Raw genomic sequence first — 17,218 nt, 5'->3', positions numbered from 1 at the left:
TCAATCCTTTGCGCTCTTGGGGTCGAGCGCATCGCGCAACCCGTCACCGAGGAAATTGAGCGTGAACAACGTCAGCGCGAAGAAGAAAGCGGGGAACATCAGCAGCCATGGGAAAATCTCCATATTCTGCTGGCCCTCGTTGATGAGCACGCCCCAGGACGCATTGGGCGGCTGAACCCCGAGCCCAAGGAAGCTCAGAAACGCCTCGAGCAGCATGACGGCCGGCACGGTCAGCGTGGCGATCACGATCACCGGACCAAGCACGTTAGGGATCAGATGGCGCACGATGATCCGCGTATGGCTGTAGCCGAGCGAGACGGCGGCCTCGACAAACTCTTGTTTCTTGAGGCCGATGACGCCAGCCCGCACGATGCGCGCCATGCTTAGCCACTCGACCGCGCCGATGGCGACGAAGATCAGCCATAGCGACCGTCCGAAAGCGACCATCAGCAGGATGACGAAGATCGTGAACGGGAGCGCATAAAGCGTGTCCACGATCCGCATCATCGTCGCGTCGACCTTGCCGCCGAGATAACCGGCCGTCGCGCCGTACACGACCCCGATCGCCAGCGCGACCAATGTCGCGATAAGGCCGACAAGCAGCGAAATACGTCCGCCCTCCATGGTGCGCACCATCAGGTCGCGCCCGAGCGTGTCGGTGCCGAACCAGTGTTCGGCCGACGGCCCCTGTGCGCCTTTGAGCAAATCCTGCGCCTCAGCGTCATAGGGCGACAGAAATGGCCCGATAACGCAGAACAGCACGATCGCGGAAAAGACGAACAGGCTGATCATCGCCAGACGATTGCGCTGCAGCCGATGCCAAGCATCCTCCCACAGCGAGGTGCCCTTCTCGAATTCTTCGGGCACGGGCGCAGCGGCAAGCCGCTGCTCGGCACCGGCGACTATGTCGGCAGAACGGCTCATGGCACGCGCCTCGTGTGCGAATAGCTATTTTTCATATTTCAGCCGTGGGTTGAGGGCGACCTGAATGATGTCGACCAAAAGGTTCATCACCACGATCAGCGAGGCGAAAAGGACGGTGAGGCCGAGAATGAGAAAATCGTCGCGGTTGAGCGCAGCCTGGACGAACCACTGGCCAAGGCCAGGAATCTGGAAGATCGTCTCGACCACAAAAGAACCGGAGATGATCCCTGCCGTTGCCGGTCCGAGATAGGTGATGGCGGGAATAAGCCCGCCCTTGAGGCAATGCTTCCAGATAATCGTCGACTCCGGCACGCCCTTGGCGCGCGCGGTGCGCACGAAATCCTGGTTCAGCATTTCCAGCATGCCGCCACGGGTCAGCCGCGCGAAATAGGCAGCGTAGAACAGCCCCAGAGTGGCAGCCGGCAGGATCATATATTCCGGTCCGAACCATCCCGACACGGGCAGCGTTTGCAGGATAATGCCGAAGATCAGCACCAAGATCGGGCCGAGCACGAAAGTCGGCAGGCAGATACCGACCATTGAAGCCGACATCGGCAGATAGTCGAGCCATGTGTTACGCTTGACCGCAGCCAGAATGCCGGCCGGAATGCCGATGCCGAGCGCTACCAAAAGCGAGATCGCGCCCAGTTGGATCGACACGGGAAAGGCTTCGCCGATAATGTCCGTGACCGAGCGGTTGGCATAGACTGCCGACGGCCCGAATTCGCCTTGAATTGCGTTCGTTAACGAGGTCCAGAACCGCTCCAGCGGCGGCTTGTCGAAACCGTAAAAGGACTCGATCTGTGCGAGGATCTCCGGGCGGATCGCCCGCTCGGAGCTAAAGGGACTGCCCGGCGTAAGCGCGACCAACACGAAGGTCAGCGCGTAGATTGCAAGCAAAACCAGCAAGCCCTGCAAAAACCGCGAAAGGACGAACTTCAGCACGGAGCGAAACCTCTAGGCAGTCTGGCCACGATCACTGCGCCTAGGATGTCGAAAGGCTCACATATTTGTACGGACGATAATCGAGAATTTTCGCATTCCAACCCTGTACGCGTGGGTCCCGCATATAAACGCGCGTGTACCAATAGATCGGCACCACCGGCAGGTCTTCCATCAGGATACCTTCGGCCTGTGTCAGCAGGTCGATCCGTTGATCCTCCGTTGTCGCGGCCTGCGCCTGCCGGATCAGCCGGTCATACTGCGTATTGCTCCAGCCGGTGTCGTTATTGCCATTGCCGGTCGTGAAGAGCTCGAGAAATGTCATTGGGTGGACATAGTCTGCGATCCAGCCGGAACGCGAAATATCATAGTCGAGAGAACTCTGGCTATCGAGATAGACTTTCCACTCCTGATTATAGATGCCGACTTCGATGCCCAGCGTCTCGCGCCACATGGCTTGGATGGCTTCGGCGACTTTGCGATGGTTTTCCGATGTGTTGATCAGGATTTCGGTCTCCGGAAACCCTTGGCCGCCCGGATAGCCGGCTTGCGCCAGCAGGGCCTGCGCGCGCTCGGGATCATGGCCTACGGCATCGGTTGGCTGATAGCCGGTAATCCCTTCGGGCACGAAGCCCGTCGCCACAGCCTGGCCGCCCTGGGTCACCCGCTCCACGATCAGTGAGCGGTCGATTGCAAGCGCCAGCGCTTCGCGCACACGGGGATCATCGAATGGCTCGCGCGTAACGTTGAGCCGGTAGAAGTAGGAGCCGAGATAGGGCTCGATAATCAACTGATCGGGCATCTGTTCGCGTAGCGACGGAATGCGGTCGGCGGGCACCACATTGGTCACGTGCAGGCGGCCGCCCTGAAAGGCCGTGAACTCTGTGTTGACATTCTCGATCGGGAAGAAGCGGATGCCGTTCAACTGCACCGTATCAGCGTCCCAATAGTCCGGGTTCTTCTCAACCTCGAGCACCTCGTTGGTTGACCAGTGTGTAAGCCGGAACGGCCCGTTGCCGACATAATTCTCAACCGTGGACCAACCGCTCTGACGGTCGGTCATGCCGCCATGCTCTTCCACCACGCGCGGATTGACCGGGTAGAAGCTGTAATGTTTGAGCATCAGCAGAAAGTGCGGCGTTGGTCCCTTTAGCTGCACCTCGAGCGTGCGATCATCGATTGCGCGCACGCCGACCTGGCTGAAATCGTCGATCTCGCCTTGATGAAACGCTTCCGCATTATTGATCACATAGAGCATCTCGGCATATTCGGCGCCAAGGGCCGGGCTTAGAATGCGCTCCCAGCTATAAACGAAATCACCTGCGACTACGGGATCGCCGTTGGTCCATTGCGCATCCTCGCGCAAGTTGAACGTCCAGACGGTATAATCCTCGTTATGCTCCCAGCTTTCGGCAATACCGGGTTCGGGCAGTGTATCGTCGTCTGGATGATAGGCGATCAGCCCCTCGATCAGTGCCTGAATGATCCTGTTTTCGGGCACGCCGGTAACGAGATGCGGATCGAGAGATCGGGGTTCTCCGCCATTGCCCATGAGGAGAATGCCTTCGGCGGCGGCGGTGTCGACATCGCGCTCGCGTTCGCCGCAGGCTGTTACACCAAGGGCCAAGAAGCCCATCGCTATGAGGAATGTCAGTTTCATCCAGAAGGTAGAAGGCATTCAACAATACTCCGATAGGCCCAGGTCCGCTGGACCTAGCAGTACAACGTTTCAATTGCTCGTAAAGGTCAGAAAACGGCGATGAACCATTACTGAACTTTGGACTGAGTGAGCTACATGGCGCTACTGGGTCAACTATCTTGACCAGTTGCCGACCCACGAAACGAACTTGGAGATAAACGAAGGTATTGGGGGCGGCGGTTCGCATAATCGCCAACATCACGTCGTGAGACGCTTAACATAAGCCGACAATAACGAGATGACGCCGAAGCGTCGCACGTTCGCCATTCTGCCCCAATCTGAACGGATCGAGCTGTAACGCCTAACGATTAGGAGCTGGCATCAGCTAAGCTACCGTCAGATGATTGCTGGCAATATTTCTGTTCAGGACTAAAGAGCGATGTAGATGAATTGCTTACGCGCCTTGATTCGCGATCATCGCCGCCTCGCGCTCGCGTTGCTCGTGCTCGCGTTCGGTATGAAGGCCGTCATTCCGGCCGGTTTCATGGTTTCCGCTTCCGCTGACACCGTACTGACGGTGACGATTTGCTCCGATGGCAGCAGCGGCCTTGAGACCATGCAACTGGTAATCCCTGGTAAGGATAGCAGCCATACCGACGGGTCGAACACGGGCGAACATTGCGCTTTCTCCGGACTCGCCAAAGCCGCGACGGGCGGGGCCGATGCAATCCTCTTGGGGCTCGCCATCGCCTTCATTCTGGTCCTCGCCCTTGCGCCAGTGCGGTGCCCGCCGATCCGGCAAGTCTTCTATCTTCGCCCGCCGCTGCGCGGGCCACCGGCTGCAGCCTGACAATCTGACCTGATTTGTTGGCCCTACCGGCTCGCGTCCGAAGAGTGCGCGCCGGGCTGCTGGAGTTTCACATATGTATTTGTTTTACGGCTGCCGCGACTGGCAGCTCCTGACGGCGGAGTCCGCCGAATCCGGTGCTTCTGCTATGCGCCATCGATTGCTCGGTACAAGCCTGTTTGCGTTATGCGCCTGCGCAGCAACGAGCTCGGCGTCCGCGCAAGGCATTGGCCAGCGGCAAGACGAGATCATCGTCACCGCGAACCTCAACGGTACTCCCACATCGCCTTCTGTCGAGGAAGCTCGTGAAGAACTCGAGCGCATTCCCGGCGCCATCGGTGTCGTCGAGGATGAGGGTTTTGCCGACATCTTTGCGCAAAGTATCGGCGATACTCTGGAGCTTACGCCCGGTGTTTTCGCCGACACCAGCGCCCAGCGAGAGAGCCGTATCTCGATCCGTGGGTCGGGTCTCAATTCAAGCTTCGAACGGCGCGGATTGATGGTGCTGCGCGACGGTGTACCGATCAGCCGTGCGGCCGGCAACACCGAGTTTCAGGAAATCGACCCGCTTACGATACGCTATATTGAGGTCTTCAAGGGCGCCAATGGCCTGCGATATGGTTCGACGCAACTGGGCGGCGCAGTCAATGTCGTGAGCCCGACCGGCCAGACTGCGCGCGCGCCCGTTTCTTTGCGAGCCGAGGGCGGCAGCTTCGAAACCTTGCGTGCTAACGGCTCGATCGCTGGCACGGGCGCGCAGACCGATTACTGGTTCGGTGTCACAGGTCTTACCAGCGACGGCTATCGCGAGCATAGCGACGTGCGAAGCCTTTACGGTCATGGCAATCTGGGTTGGCAGATCGCCGACAATATTGAGACACGCTTCTACGTCACGGCTCTTTCCGACAATTTCGAGTTATCGGGGTCGCTTACGCTGGATGATGCGCTCGCTAATCCGCGGGCGGCCGGGCGGCCCGTTACGATAGGACCATTCTTTCCCGGCGGACCGGTGACAGTCCTCGATCCCGGTCCCGTAGCCGACGACTGGGATCGCAATCTCGATGTCGTGCGCATCTCCAACCTTACAGTGATCGACTTAGGCGGAGCGAATCTCGAACTCGGTGCATGGTATTCGCGCCGCTCGCTCGACCACGCCATCACGCGGTTTGCAGGGATCATCGTGCAGGGCGAGGACGAGGTAGGCGGATCGGTCCGGCTGGGCGGTGATCTGCCGTTTCTGGCACGGCAAAGCCGCTGGCAGATCGGCGCGACCTATGCGTTCGGCAGCAATGACGCGCGGGTCTTCGAGAATTTGTCGGGCGAACGCGGCGTGCTGACGTCTCGCTCCGACCAAGACTCATCACTGCTGATGACGTATGCGCAACTCGAACTCGGCCTCACTGACACGTTCACCGTGATTGCGGGCGGGCAATATGCGCGCGCGGTGCGCGATGTCGAAGCCATCCTCAACACGGTAACCGGGCGCGGGGAGTTCGAGCAGTTCAACCCGCGTATCGGTGTGCTGCTGGATGTGTCCGAAAACATTCAGCTGTTCGGAAACATCAATCGCAGCTTCGAACCGCCGAGCCTCGCTGATCTTACCGCCGGTGGAGCGTTTCCGTTCGCGCCGCTCGAAGAGCAGCGCGCGACCGTTTTCGAGATCGGCACACGCGGGCAATCGGGCGTCTTCTCCTGGGATATTGCGGCCTATCGCGCCGAGCTTGAGAATGAGTTCCTCGATTTCGCAATTCCAGGCGCGCGCGGTCTTGTCACTGTGACGGGCAATGGGGATCGAACCATCCATCAAGGGCTTGAAGTGGGTTTCGATGTCAGGCCCGCGCGTGAATATCTCGAAGCGCGCGGCCAATCGCTCCGGCTGTCCGTGGCCTACACGTTCAACGATTTCGTGTTCGATGACGATCCGATCTATGGCGACAACCAACTGGCCGGAGTCCCTCGACACATTTTTATCGCCGAGGCTCGGTTCGATCAGATCGATAACTGGTATTTCTCGACCACTATGCGTTTCATCCCCGACGGGCCGTGGGCGGACTATGCCAACACTGAGCGAGCACCGGGCTACGAGACAGTGCAAGTCACTGCGGGTTTTACTCTCTTCGAGGATTTCCAGCTGTTCGGCTCGATCGAAAATCTGTTCGATACGGTCTTTATCTCGAACCTAACCACGGTTGCTGACCAATCGATCTCGAATTCGGCAATTTACACGCCGGGCCAGGGCCGCGCCTTTTTCGGCGGCATCCGGGCGCGGTTTTAGAGGAGCGAAGACCATGTCACTCAAGAATAAGAGCGCGCGCTGGTCCAATTCGAAACATCGCTGGTTGGCGTTGATTGGCGGGATCAGCCTGCTCGTATGGGGCCTTTCGGGTCTTACCCATATCGCAATGGTCCTGTTCGGTCCGCAGCAAGTGCAGTTCATGCCACCTGCAGCGGCAATCGAACTGACCGAGGCGCGGCCGATTGCCGAAACTCTGGCAGCGAACGGGATATCCGAAACTATCGCGGTCAAAACCGTTCCGTCGGCGGACGGCACTGCGCTGTGGCAAGTTACCGAGGAGCTCCTGGCCCCGCGACGCTATTTCGAGCCCTCGGACGGGACCGAGGTGGTCGATGGCGATCGCCAGCAAGCGGAGTTCCTCGCGGGCCACTATCTCGCGACCGCCCGTGCGATCAGCTCGGCGACGCTCCAGACCGAATTCGATGCAGACTATCCCTGGGTCAATCGCCTGCTCCCGGTCTGGAAGATTGAATTCGAAGGCGACGACCGACTGACCGCCTATGTCCATACCGAGACGTCGAGCCTTGCAGCTGTCAACAACAGCACCAAGGAAGCGCTGCAGACCGCTTTCCGCGCCTTGCACACTTGGGAGTGGGTACCGAGCGGTATGGAATGGCTACGCGTCGTCGTGATAGCATTGATGGTCGGGAGCCTGTTTGCGCTAGCGCTGACAGGAATTTTGATGCTGATAACTGTACGTCGCAAGAAGCGCGCGCCCGGCAGCAAAGGTTGGCATCGTGTCATGGGGTATATACTTGCACTTCCGCTCATCATGTTCTCGGTGAGCGGCGTCTATCACCTCGCGCAATCGGCATTGGTTCCGCCAGGCAGCCAGTTGCGCATGGGTCAACCGGTTGACGTCGCGAACGGTGCATGGCCGATCGAGCAGGATTGGGCTGCCCTGAGCGCAGGTCGCGACATTGCAGCCGTTTCGCTCGTGGAAGGCGGGGACGGACAGGCCCTATATCGCATCGGCCTTGCGCCTCCCAGGGGCGCTATGGGCGGCGGCGAACACGATCATGGAGCGCATGACCACGGCACAGGAGAGAATGTTACTCCCCGCGAAGCGACGCCTCCGACGCCCGAAACCGATACCGAAATTCGTGAAGCACGCTTCGCCGGCATCAGGCCCGACGGCCCTGCGATTTACATCGACGCGGCGACCGGTGAAGTCGCTCCTGAGGGTGACCGCGAGATCGCACTCTCTATTGCACGGCGTTTTTCGGGCGCTCCAGATAACGCGGTCACCAACATGGAACTCGTCACTCGGTTCAGTCACGAATATGATTTTCGCAACAAGCGCCTGCCGGTCTGGCGTGTCGACTATGCCGACCCTGTCAACGCGACCCTGTTCGTGGACACCGGATCGGGCGTGCTCGTCGATCGCGTGGCTGATTGGGAGAAACCCGAACGGCTCGTCTTCAGCATGATTCACAAGTGGAATTTCCTGTTTCCGATCGGGCGGCTAGGGCTGAATGCAGTGGTCGGCGGCTTTGTGGTCGCATTGATCATCTTCATGGCGATCTTGGGGCTGCGAATGGATTGGAAGAATCGCAGGCGTCGGAAACGCGCGAGAGAGAAGCCGTCAAGGCGAACAGCGACGGTGTCTCATCCTGCCGAATAGTTGGTTATCGTACCGAAAGCTCGAAGGGCGGATGTCACATAGTGCGGAGCCAAAACGGGACTGTTCGCGAACGGCCCAGTGGCAGGCAAATCTGGATACAGCTTTGCCTCAATCAGAGACCCAGCCGCAATTTCAGTATCTGCTAATGCGGAAAACAGTCTCTCGATTGCAAAGTAAAAGGGCGCCACGCGCCGAAACGCGTCCTGATCACTATGTTAGTACAGGTACGCTCAGGATGCGCGTCCTTTCAGCTCTTCGACGGGCCCTTCGCTGTCGCTTGGGAGTTTTGCGGGTGATCGTCGGTTCGACAGCCCTTCGCTGTCGCTCGGGAGTTTTCCGGCCGCTCGTTCCCTGGACGAGCTCTAAAGGCCTGAAAACTGGTGCCGGATGTCCGACTCGAACGGACGACCTACCGCTTACAAGGCGGTTGCTCTACCAGCTGAGCTAATCCGGCGCGCCATGCGTATCGCGTCCCCATGCGTTATCGCACGCCGAAGGTCCAGCCCTCTTGTTGCGCGACCGCTTCGCTCAGCCCCGGCGGCCGCCACAGGGCGGGGTCTGGCGCCGCGTGGCGCAGCCAGGCGCTGCCGAGTATCGCGTCGGTGCTGTGGTCGTCATAGCGGGGCAGGGGGGCGTGCGGTGCGCTGCCCAATGCCGCGAGCGCGCGATCGAGATCGGCCGGGCCGCGAACCTTGGTCGGGCCGGTCAGCCCGGCCGCGCGGGCCGCGATGCCGGTATAGATTTCGACGAGCATGGGCCCCGCGTCCGGCACCGGATCGAACGGCCAGACGGGAATCACGCCGCCGAGCCGGTGCAGCACGCGCATGCCGGTAAAGCTCGATTTGCCGACCTGGGCCGCGCCGACGAGATTGTAGCAGGATACGGCATTGCCCTGTTTCTGCGCGCGGCACCGCTTTTCGGTCAGGCGCAGGCGGCCGAGCGGCGGCTCGAACGCGTCGCCGGTGATCGTCTCGCGCCCGGCCTGATGGCGGACATGGGCCGCGAGAGGCGCGCGGACGGGCAGAGTGGAGGCCGAGAGATGCGACTCGTCTTCGCATGCTTCGTCGATCCAGCGCCACAGCGCCTTGGCGTCCGCCGGATCGGTGCGCGATTGCGGGAAATAGGCGCCCTGATCGGCCCAGGGGAGGCCGGCGGAAAAGTCGAAGCCGATCAGCATATCGGCCTGATTGGCGGCCTGTTTCAGGAGCCAGTCCAGCGCATCCGGCCGCGACCATCCGGCATCCGGTGCGGCGCTATCGGATGCGAGAAGGGCGGGAGCTTCGGCCCCCGCCCTCGTAACCGCCAGGGCTATGCCCCTAGGCCTCGCCACCGCCTGTCCCGACCAGTCGAAACAGGCGAATGTGGCGAACTGACGCATTAAATCCGCGCCGTTAGATTCCCGGAGGCGTTTTGTCTCCCGGGTTGCTCTTCGTCGAACCGCCGCCGGTCCAGCGCTCGAGCAGCTTGTGCGCGGTCGGCCGGCCGCCGAGCCCGAAGGCGATCGCCGCGGCGACCGCCGCCGAGCCGAGGATGGCGGCGAAGGCGATTACGACGATCTGGTCGGCGATGTTCATGAACTCGAGGCCCATGGCGACGAACAGCGCGATGATCAGCCATTTGAGGATGGTCGGCAGCATACCGGCCGTTTCTCCGGTCGAGCTCGCCATCAGATTCGTCAGCAGGCGCGCGAGCAGAATGCCCACAGCGATGATGACGAGGCCGAAAATGACCCGGCTGCCCAGCGCGACGACTTCCGTCACCATTGCCTGCACCGACTGGATCTCGAGCACTTCGACGGCGGCCACGGCCGAGACCAGCATGATCGCGGTCAAGGCGATCGTACCGATGACGCGGCTCAGCTTGACGCTGGCCGGCATCAGGCCCGAGCCGGATGCCGCATTGTCGACGCCGAGTGCCTCAAGCAGTTGCTGCAGCCAGCCCTTGACCCAGCGGCCAATGAAATAGGCGATGCCGAGGATCAGCGCTGCTGCGATGGCGCGGGGCAGGAAGTGTGCCACGTCATTGAGGATCGACACCAGCGGATCGGAGATCGAGCTGAGTTCGAGCGTCTGCAGCGCCGCAGTGGCGACGGGGATGATGATCAGCACGAAGACGATCAGGCCGATGGCGGAGCTTAACGTCGTGCGCCCTTCGCCTTTGGCCGGGGCGTCGTCCGAGCCCGTAATCTCGGTAACGCCCGCCCGCGCGAACCAGCCATCGGCGTTGATCGCCATCAGGGCCGTTTCGACGATACGCCGCACGATGGTCGCGATGATCACGCCAAAGAACATGATCAAACCCGCGCCGATGATGTGCGGAACATAGTTGAAGATTTCGGTGGTCAGCGCGCGGACCGGATCGAGCACGCCGGAGAGCTCCAAAGGCTGCAGCGCGACGACAAGGCCGACGAGCCAGACGATCCAGTAGGCGAGCGTGCCGATCTGGCTGCCGACCGTTTCGCCGGGTGCTGCCGTGCTGTGCTTCTGCAGTGCCGGTATCTTGTCGACCATGCGGGCGATGGCCCATTTGACGCCCTTGGCGATGAAATGCGTGATCAGGAGGATCAGCAACGCCGCACCGATCTTCAGGACCCATTCCCACACCATCGGCCAGTCAATGTCGCGACTGAAATCGAATTCCATTGAACTTCCCCTAGTTGCTAAAAATGCGTGATGCCGATGCCCGGATAGCCCGCTTCGCGGCGATTTTCGAATCTATTCTTCGCGTTCCGCGCGCAATTTGTTCCAGAACTCAAGGCGCTGCGCGATCTTCGCTTCGAAGCCGCGCGGCGATGGCGCGTAAAACTCCTGCGCCTCCATCTCCTCGGGCCAGTAATTATCGCCCGAAAAGGCATTTTCCTCTTCATGATCATAGGTATAGCCCTTGCCATAGCCCACATCCTTCATCAGCCTGGTCGGCGCGTTAAGGATGTTTTTAGGCGGCATTAGCGAGCCGGTGTCCTTGGCCGATTTCCAGGCGGATTTCTGCGCCTTATAGGCCGCGTTCGATTTGGGCGCGGTCGCGCAATAGAGGCAGGCCTGGGCGATCGCGAGCTCGCCTTCCGGGCTGCCGAGAAAGGTATAGGCATCCTTGGCCGCGAGGCATTGGACGAGCGCCTGCGGATCGGCGAGGCCGATATCTTCCGAGGCGAAGCGCGTGATGCGGCGCAGGACATAGAGTGGCTCTTCGCCGGCAACGAGCATCCGCGCGAGATAGTAGAGCGACGCCTGCGGGTCGGAACCGCGCATCGCCTTGTGGAGCGCAGAAATCAGATTGTAATGCCCCTCGCGATCCTTGTCGTAAACCGGCACGCGGCGGTGGAGCATGTCGGCAAGGCCCGCCGGATCGAGCGGCTCCGAAAGCTTCACCGAAAACAGCGTCTCAGCCTGGTTGAGCAGGAAGCGCCCATCGCCATCGGCCGAAGCGACGAGCGCATCGCGCGCCGCATCGGAGAGGGGCAGGGGGCGGCCCTCATGCGCTTCGGCGCGGGTTAAGAGCGTATCCAGCGCCTCCGCATCGAGGCGATTGAGGATCAACACCTGCGCGCGGCTGAGCAGCGCCGAATTCAGCTCGAAGGATGGATTTTCCGTGGTGGCGCCGACGAGCGTCACCGTGCCGTCTTCGACATAGGGCAGGAAACTGTCTTGTTGTGCGCGATTGAAGCGGTGGATCTCGTCCACGAACAACAGGGTCGGTTTGCCCGCGCCCGCCATTTGTCGCGCTTCAGCGAACGCCTTTTTAAGATCGGCGACACCGGAGAAAACGGCGGAAATAGCTACGAACCGCAAGCCCACGGCGTCCGCGAGCAGGCGGGCGATAGTGGTCTTGCCGGTGCCGGGCGGTCCCCAGAAGATTATCGAGGCGAGCTTGCCGGCGGCGACCATGCGGCCGATCGGTCCGTCCGGCCCGGTCAGATGATCCTGTCCCACGACATCGTCGAGCGTCGCGGGCCGCAATAGATCGGCGAGCGGGGCGTTGCTGCGCGCATCCACCGCCGCGTCCGTATCGTCTGTGAACAGGTCCGCCATCCAACTAGCCTAGCGCAGACGGCATTAAATGCCATGATTCGTCGGGTCGACCTCTTGACAAATATATCTGAGATATATCTTAGATAGATCAAACAAAGGTTTAGGAGACAGGAAAATGACCTATCGTAGCTGGAATGGATGTGGTTCGCGCCGGCCGAAAAGCTGGCCCGAAGCGCTGCTTGCGATGCAATTTGCCAATTGGGGCCAAGGTTCAGGAAGTTGGGGTTCGGGAGACTGGGGATCGCGCAGCCAGCGCAAGCGCCGCAGGCGGATGTTCGATGGCGGCGAGCTGCGGCTCGTTTTGCTGAAGCTGATCGAAGAGGAGCCGCGCCATGGCTACGACCTCATCCGCGCCATCGAGGAGATGACGGCCGGCGATTACACGCCGAGCCCCGGCATCATCTATCCGACGCTGAGCTTCCTTGAGGATGGCGGCCTGATCAAGCCGGTCGACAGCGATGACAGCCGCAAGACGTTCAAGATCACCAAGGACGGCAAGGCGGAGCTGGAGGAAAAGGCCGAGGAAGTCGAGGCGCTGATGGATCGCCTGTCGCGTCACGGCAAGCGGCATGCGAAGGGCGATAGCGCTGCCGTAAAACGGGCGATGGGCAATCTCTTCGCCGTGCTTGGCCATCGGCTGACGGAAAAAGGCCTGGACGATGCGCTTATCCGCGAGGTGACAGATATTCTCGACGAGGCCGCGCAGCGGATCGAGAGGCTCTAAACTGCTCGTTTGACCAGATAATCAGGGGGCGGGGCTGCGTGGCGGCCCCGTTACTCCGTCCGCGCGCTGGCGGACGACGCGCAAATAGCCGTCGACGAGCGCCTGATTGACCTGGTCCCAGCCATAGCGTTCGCTGGCCGCGCATCCCGCCTCGCCGGCCGCTTTGCGGGCTGCGTCATTCTCACAATAGTGTTGAAGCGCATCGGCGAAGGCTTCGATCGCGCCGGGACGCACGAGGCGGCCGGTTACGCCATCATCGACAAGGCTCTGACTGCCCGTCGCGCGCGCGGCGACGACCGGCAAGCCCGCCGCCATGGCTTCTAGCGTCACATTGCCGAAGGTTTCGGTGACGCTCGGGTTGAACAGCATGTCGAGCGAGGCCACCGCCCGCCCAAGATCCGAACCGCGCTGGAAACCGACGAACACGCCGTTTGACAGGCGTTTCTCGAACCATTCGCGCGCTGGGCCTTCGCCGATCACGAGTACGCGGTGCCTGACCTGGCGTCTTTCGAGCTGGTCGATCGCATCCGAATAGACGTCCAGTCCTTTTTCCATCACGAGCCGGCCGATAAAGCCGATCACGACTTCGTCATCCTGAATGCCCTGTTCGCGCCGCCATTCCAGATCGCGATGGCGGGGGTGGAATGTCTCGCGATCGATGCCGCGCGACCAAATGCCGACGTCGTAGCTCATCCGCTGCTCTCGCAGGATTTGCGCCATGGACTCCGACGGCGCGAAGATCGCATCGCACCGCCGGTAGAAACGGCGGAGCAGGGCGACGACCAGCGGCTCGAAAAAGGCCATGCCGTAATAGCGCGGATAGGTTTCGAACCGCGTGTGCACGGACGCGACGGCCGGGATGTTCCAGCGCCGGGCGAGCGTCAGCGCACGATGGCCGAGCACCTCCGGGCTGGCGATGTGGAACAGGTTGGGCGCGAAGTCCGCGATATCGCGGCGCACTCTGCCCGGCAGGCGGAGTGGCGCGCGATATTCCGCGCGGCCCGGCAGGGCGAGGGCGGGGACATGGACGAGATCGCCCGTGGCCTCGAAATCCGGTTCTTCGACCGTTGGCGAATAGACGCGGACAGCTGCGCCCTGGCGCAACAGATAGCCGACCAGCCGGTTCAGCGCCTGGTTCGCCCCGTCGCGGACATAGTTATAATTGCCGCTAAACAGGGCGATACGGAGATCGGTGACGTCCATGGGAGGCCCGGGATACTGGTTTACGCTCGAAAGGCCAATGGCCGCGGATAAGCGCCTGTTTTACTCGTGAAAAAGCCCCGCCGATTTGCGTCGGCGGGGCTTTTCGGTGTCGTGAAACGACGGCGTTTAGCTTTCGCTGGCTTCTTCGGTGACCGGTTCGGCCTCCGCTTCCTGCGCAGCGAGCATCGCCTCTTCCATCTTCTTCTGCTGAGCGCGGAGCGCAGCATCACGCGAAGAGGCCGTCACGCGGACGCGGTTCATGCCCGCGCCCGTGCCCGCCGGGATCAACCGGCCGACAATGACGTTTTCCTTGAGCCCCTGCAGCGTGTCGACCTTGCCCTGAACGGCGGCCTCGGTGAGGACGCGCGTCGTTTCCTGGAAGGACGCGGCCGAGATGAAGCTGCGGGTCTGCAGCGACGCCTTGGTGATGCCGAGCAGCACCGGCTTGCCCTGGGCCTTTTTCTTGCCCTTGCCGAGCCGGTCGTTGATCTCGTCCATCTCTTCTTCGTCGATCTGCTCGCCGACCAGGAGCGTGGTATCGCCGCCATCGGTGATTTCGACCTTCTGAAGCATCTGACGGACGATCGTCTCGATATGCTTGTCGTTGATCTTAACGCCCTGCAGACGATAGACCTCCTGGATCTCCGAGACGAGATATTCGGCCAGCGCCTCGATCCCCATGACCTCGAGAATGTCGTGCGGATCGGGCGAACCGGCGACGAGATCGTCACCCTTCTTCACAAAGTCGCCTTCTTGCACGTCGATGATCTTGGTCTTCGGGATCAGATATTCGACCGGATCGCCCTCTTCCGGAACGATCGCGATCTTGCGCTTCGCCTTATAGTCGCGGACGAACTCGATACGGCCGTCGATCTTGGCGATGACCGCATTGTCCTTCGGCACACGCGCTTCGAAGAGCTCGGCGACACGCGGCAGACCACCGGTGATATCGCGCGTCTTGGCGGCTTCGCGCGGCAGGCGGGCGACGATATCGCCTTCCTGTAGCTCCTGGCCGTCCTCGACGGAGATAACCGCGCCGGGGATCAGGCGATAGACGCCCGCCTCGCCGCTATCGGCGTCAAGCAGCGTGATGCGCGGCTTGAGATCGTCCTTCTTGGTCTTCGCCTGGTCTTCGGTCACGACGCGCTGGGTAATACCAGTGGCTTCGTCGGTTTCTTCCTTGACCGTACGCGCATCGACAATGTCCTGGAACTTCGCCGTGCCGCCCTTTTCGGTGATGACCGGGGCATAGCTCGGATCCCATTCCGCGATACGGTCGCCCTTGGCCACCGTATCGCCATCGGCGTGCAGTAGACGCGCGCCATAGGGGATGCGGAAGACACCGAGTTCCCGGCCTTCCTCGTCGAGGATCGCGAGTTCGCCAGACCGCGACAGCGCGAGCGTGCGCTTCTTGCTGTCGACAATGGCGTTCAGCTCACGATATTCGAGCTTGCCGTCGGCGGGCGATTCGAGGTTGGACTGCTCATTGAGCTGCGCCGCGCCGCCGATGTGGAAGGTCCGCATCGTCAGCTGGGTGCCGGGCTCACCGATCGACTGAGCAGCGATAACGCCAACCGCTTCGCCGATATTCACAGGCGTGCCGCGGGCGAGATCGCGTCCATAGCATTTCGCGCAGACACCAACCTTGGATTCGCAGGTTAGCGGCGAACGGATCTGCACCGACTGAACGCCGGACTCTTCGACGGCCGCGACCATCGCTTCGTCCATCAGCTCGCCGGCCTTGACGATGACTTCGTCCGTCTTGCCGTCGACAATGTCTTCGGCGGCCGTGCGGCCGAGGATACGCTCGGCGAGCGTCGCAATCGTCGAACCGCCCTGGACGATGGCTTTCATCTCCAGGCTGTTCTTCGTCTTACAGTCTTCCTCGACGATCGTGCAGTCCTGCGACACATCGACAAGGCGGCGGGTCAGGTAACCCGAGTTCGCCGTCTTGAGCGCGGTGTCCGCAAGGCCCTTGCGAGCGCCATGGGTCGAGTTGAAATATTCAAGAACGGTCAGGCCTTCCTTGAAGTTCGACAAGATCGGCGTCTCGATGATTTCGCCCGATGGCTTGGCCATCAGGCCGCGCATACCAGCGAGCTGCTTCATCTGCGCGGGACTGCCACGGGCACCGGAGTGCGACATCATGTAGATGGAGTTGATCTCTTTCTCGCGACCGTCCTCGTCCTTTGGCGTGGCGCGGATCTCGTCCATCATCGCATTGGCGACCTGATCCGAGCAGCGGCTCCAGGCGTCGATCACCTTATTGTATTTTTCCTGCTGGGTAATCAGGCCGTCCTGATACTGCTGCTCATAATCGGCGACGAGCGCGCGGGTCTCGTCGACCAGCGAGTCCTTCGCCTCAGGGATGATCATATCGTCCTTGCCAAACGAGATGCCGGCCTTGAACGCGTGGCGGAAGCCCAGCGCCATGATGCCGTCGGCGAAGAGGACCGTGTCCTTCTGACCCGTGTGGCGATAGACGATGTCGATAACGTCGCCGATCTCCTTCTTGGTGAGAAGCCGGTTGATCACGTCATAGGGCACCTTGTGCGACTGCGGCAGCTTCTCGCCGATCAGCATACGGCCCGGCGTGGTTTCAACGCGCTGCATGAAGGTGTTCCCGTTTTCGTCCGTCTGCGGGACCCGCGTGTGGATCTTCGAGTGGAGCGTAACCGCACCGACCTCGAGCGCCTGATGCACTTCGGTGATGTCAGCCAGGATCGAACCTTCGCCCGGCTCGCCTTCGCGGTCCATCGACAGATAATAGAGGCCCAGCACCATGTCCTGCGAGGGGACGATGATCGGCTTGCCGTTGGCGGGCGAGAGGATGTTGTTGGTGGACATCATCAGCACGCGCGCTTCCAGCTGCGCCTCGAGGCTCAGCGGGACGTGCACGGCCATCTGGTCGCCGTCGAAGTCTGCGTTGAACGCGGCGCAGACCAGCGGGTGAAGCTGGATCGCCTTGCCCTCGATCAGCACCGGCTCGAA

12 protein-coding genes and 1 tRNA gene are annotated in these 17,218 nt (G+C 61.2%); 4 read left to right on the top strand and 9 right to left on the bottom strand.

The genetic code is table 11. From position 1 onward, the window contains the following. Genes Q0974_RS02610 through Q0974_RS02600 form a run of 3 tightly spaced genes read right to left on the bottom strand, consistent with a single transcriptional unit; the run spans position 1 to position 3,526 of the window. Positions 1–924 carry an ABC transporter permease gene (locus tag Q0974_RS02610; protein ID WP_299322317.1) on the bottom strand — a complete coding sequence of 308 codons (924 nt, stop codon included), beginning with the start codon at positions 922–924 and terminating at the stop codon, positions 1–3. Positions 925–948: 24 nt separating this feature from the next. Then, a complete protein-coding gene (locus Q0974_RS02605; protein WP_299322314.1) occupies positions 949–1,869 on the bottom strand; it encodes an ABC transporter permease in 921 nt (306 codons plus the stop codon). Positions 1,870–1,909: 40 nt separating this feature from the next. Continuing rightward, entirely contained in the window at positions 1,910–3,526 is a 1,617-nt protein-coding gene (locus tag Q0974_RS02600; protein WP_299322312.1) for an ABC transporter substrate-binding protein, read from the bottom strand. A 424-nt stretch (positions 3,527–3,950) separates the two neighbouring features. On the opposite strand from Q0974_RS02600, the gene Q0974_RS02595 reads away from it, so the two are divergent. The 3 genes from Q0974_RS02595 (at position 3,951) to Q0974_RS02585 (ending at position 8,272) form a co-directional block, all read left to right on the top strand. Continuing rightward, positions 3,951–4,355: a DUF2946 family protein gene (locus tag Q0974_RS02595; protein ID WP_299322309.1), complete on the top strand. Its 405-nt coding sequence runs from the start codon at positions 3,951–3,953 to the stop codon at positions 4,353–4,355. Between the two features lie 73 nt (positions 4,356–4,428). Beyond that, entirely contained in the window at positions 4,429–6,627 is a 2,199-nt protein-coding gene (locus Q0974_RS02590) for a TonB-dependent receptor (RefSeq protein WP_299322306.1), read from the top strand. Between the two features lie 13 nt (positions 6,628–6,640). Further along, the gene (locus Q0974_RS02585; RefSeq protein ID WP_299322304.1) at positions 6,641–8,272 is read left to right on the top strand and encodes a PepSY-associated TM helix domain-containing protein; all 1,632 of its coding nucleotides are present in this window, start codon (positions 6,641–6,643) and stop codon (positions 8,270–8,272) included. A gap of 378 nt (positions 8,273–8,650) precedes the next feature. Here Q0974_RS02585 and Q0974_RS02580 read toward each other — a convergent pair. The 4 genes from Q0974_RS02580 to Q0974_RS02565 form a co-directional block, all read right to left on the bottom strand. Continuing rightward, a tRNA-Thr gene (locus Q0974_RS02580) sits at positions 8,651–8,726 on the bottom strand. 27 nt (positions 8,727–8,753) lie between these two features. Next, on the bottom strand, positions 8,754–9,650 hold the full coding sequence (locus Q0974_RS02575; protein WP_299322301.1) for a hypothetical protein: 897 nt from the start codon (positions 9,648–9,650) through the stop codon (positions 8,754–8,756). 13 nt (positions 9,651–9,663) lie between these two features. Beyond that, positions 9,664–10,914 (bottom strand): mechanosensitive ion channel, encoded by a 1,251-nt coding sequence (locus Q0974_RS02570; protein WP_299322299.1) that lies wholly within the window; start codon positions 10,912–10,914, stop codon positions 9,664–9,666. 72 nt (positions 10,915–10,986) lie between these two features. Beyond that, positions 10,987–12,300, bottom strand: a complete 1,314-nt coding sequence (locus Q0974_RS02565; RefSeq protein ID WP_299322296.1) for a replication-associated recombination protein A — start codon at positions 12,298–12,300, stop codon at positions 10,987–10,989. A gap of 115 nt (positions 12,301–12,415) precedes the next feature. Between Q0974_RS02565 and Q0974_RS02560 the strand changes: the two genes are divergently transcribed. Continuing rightward, on the top strand, positions 12,416–13,024 hold the full coding sequence (locus Q0974_RS02560; RefSeq protein WP_299322294.1) for a PadR family transcriptional regulator: 609 nt from the start codon (positions 12,416–12,418) through the stop codon (positions 13,022–13,024). A gap of 21 nt (positions 13,025–13,045) precedes the next feature. Here Q0974_RS02560 and Q0974_RS02555 read toward each other — a convergent pair whose 3' ends face one another. Then, the gene (locus tag Q0974_RS02555) at positions 13,046–14,227 is read right to left on the bottom strand and encodes a glycosyltransferase family 1 protein (protein ID WP_299322291.1); all 1,182 of its coding nucleotides are present in this window, start codon (positions 14,225–14,227) and stop codon (positions 13,046–13,048) included. Between the two features lie 126 nt (positions 14,228–14,353). Continuing rightward, on the bottom strand, positions 14,354–17,218 hold a 2,865-nt coding region (gene rpoC, locus Q0974_RS02550), incomplete at its 5' end, for a DNA-directed RNA polymerase subunit beta' (protein ID WP_299322288.1).

Source organism: Parasphingopyxis sp., assembly GCF_028279465.1.
Lineage (GTDB): Bacteria > Pseudomonadota > Alphaproteobacteria > Sphingomonadales > Sphingomonadaceae > Parasphingopyxis.
Note: the sequence above shows the minus strand (reverse complement) of the source record. Positions and strands in the feature narration are given on the sequence as shown.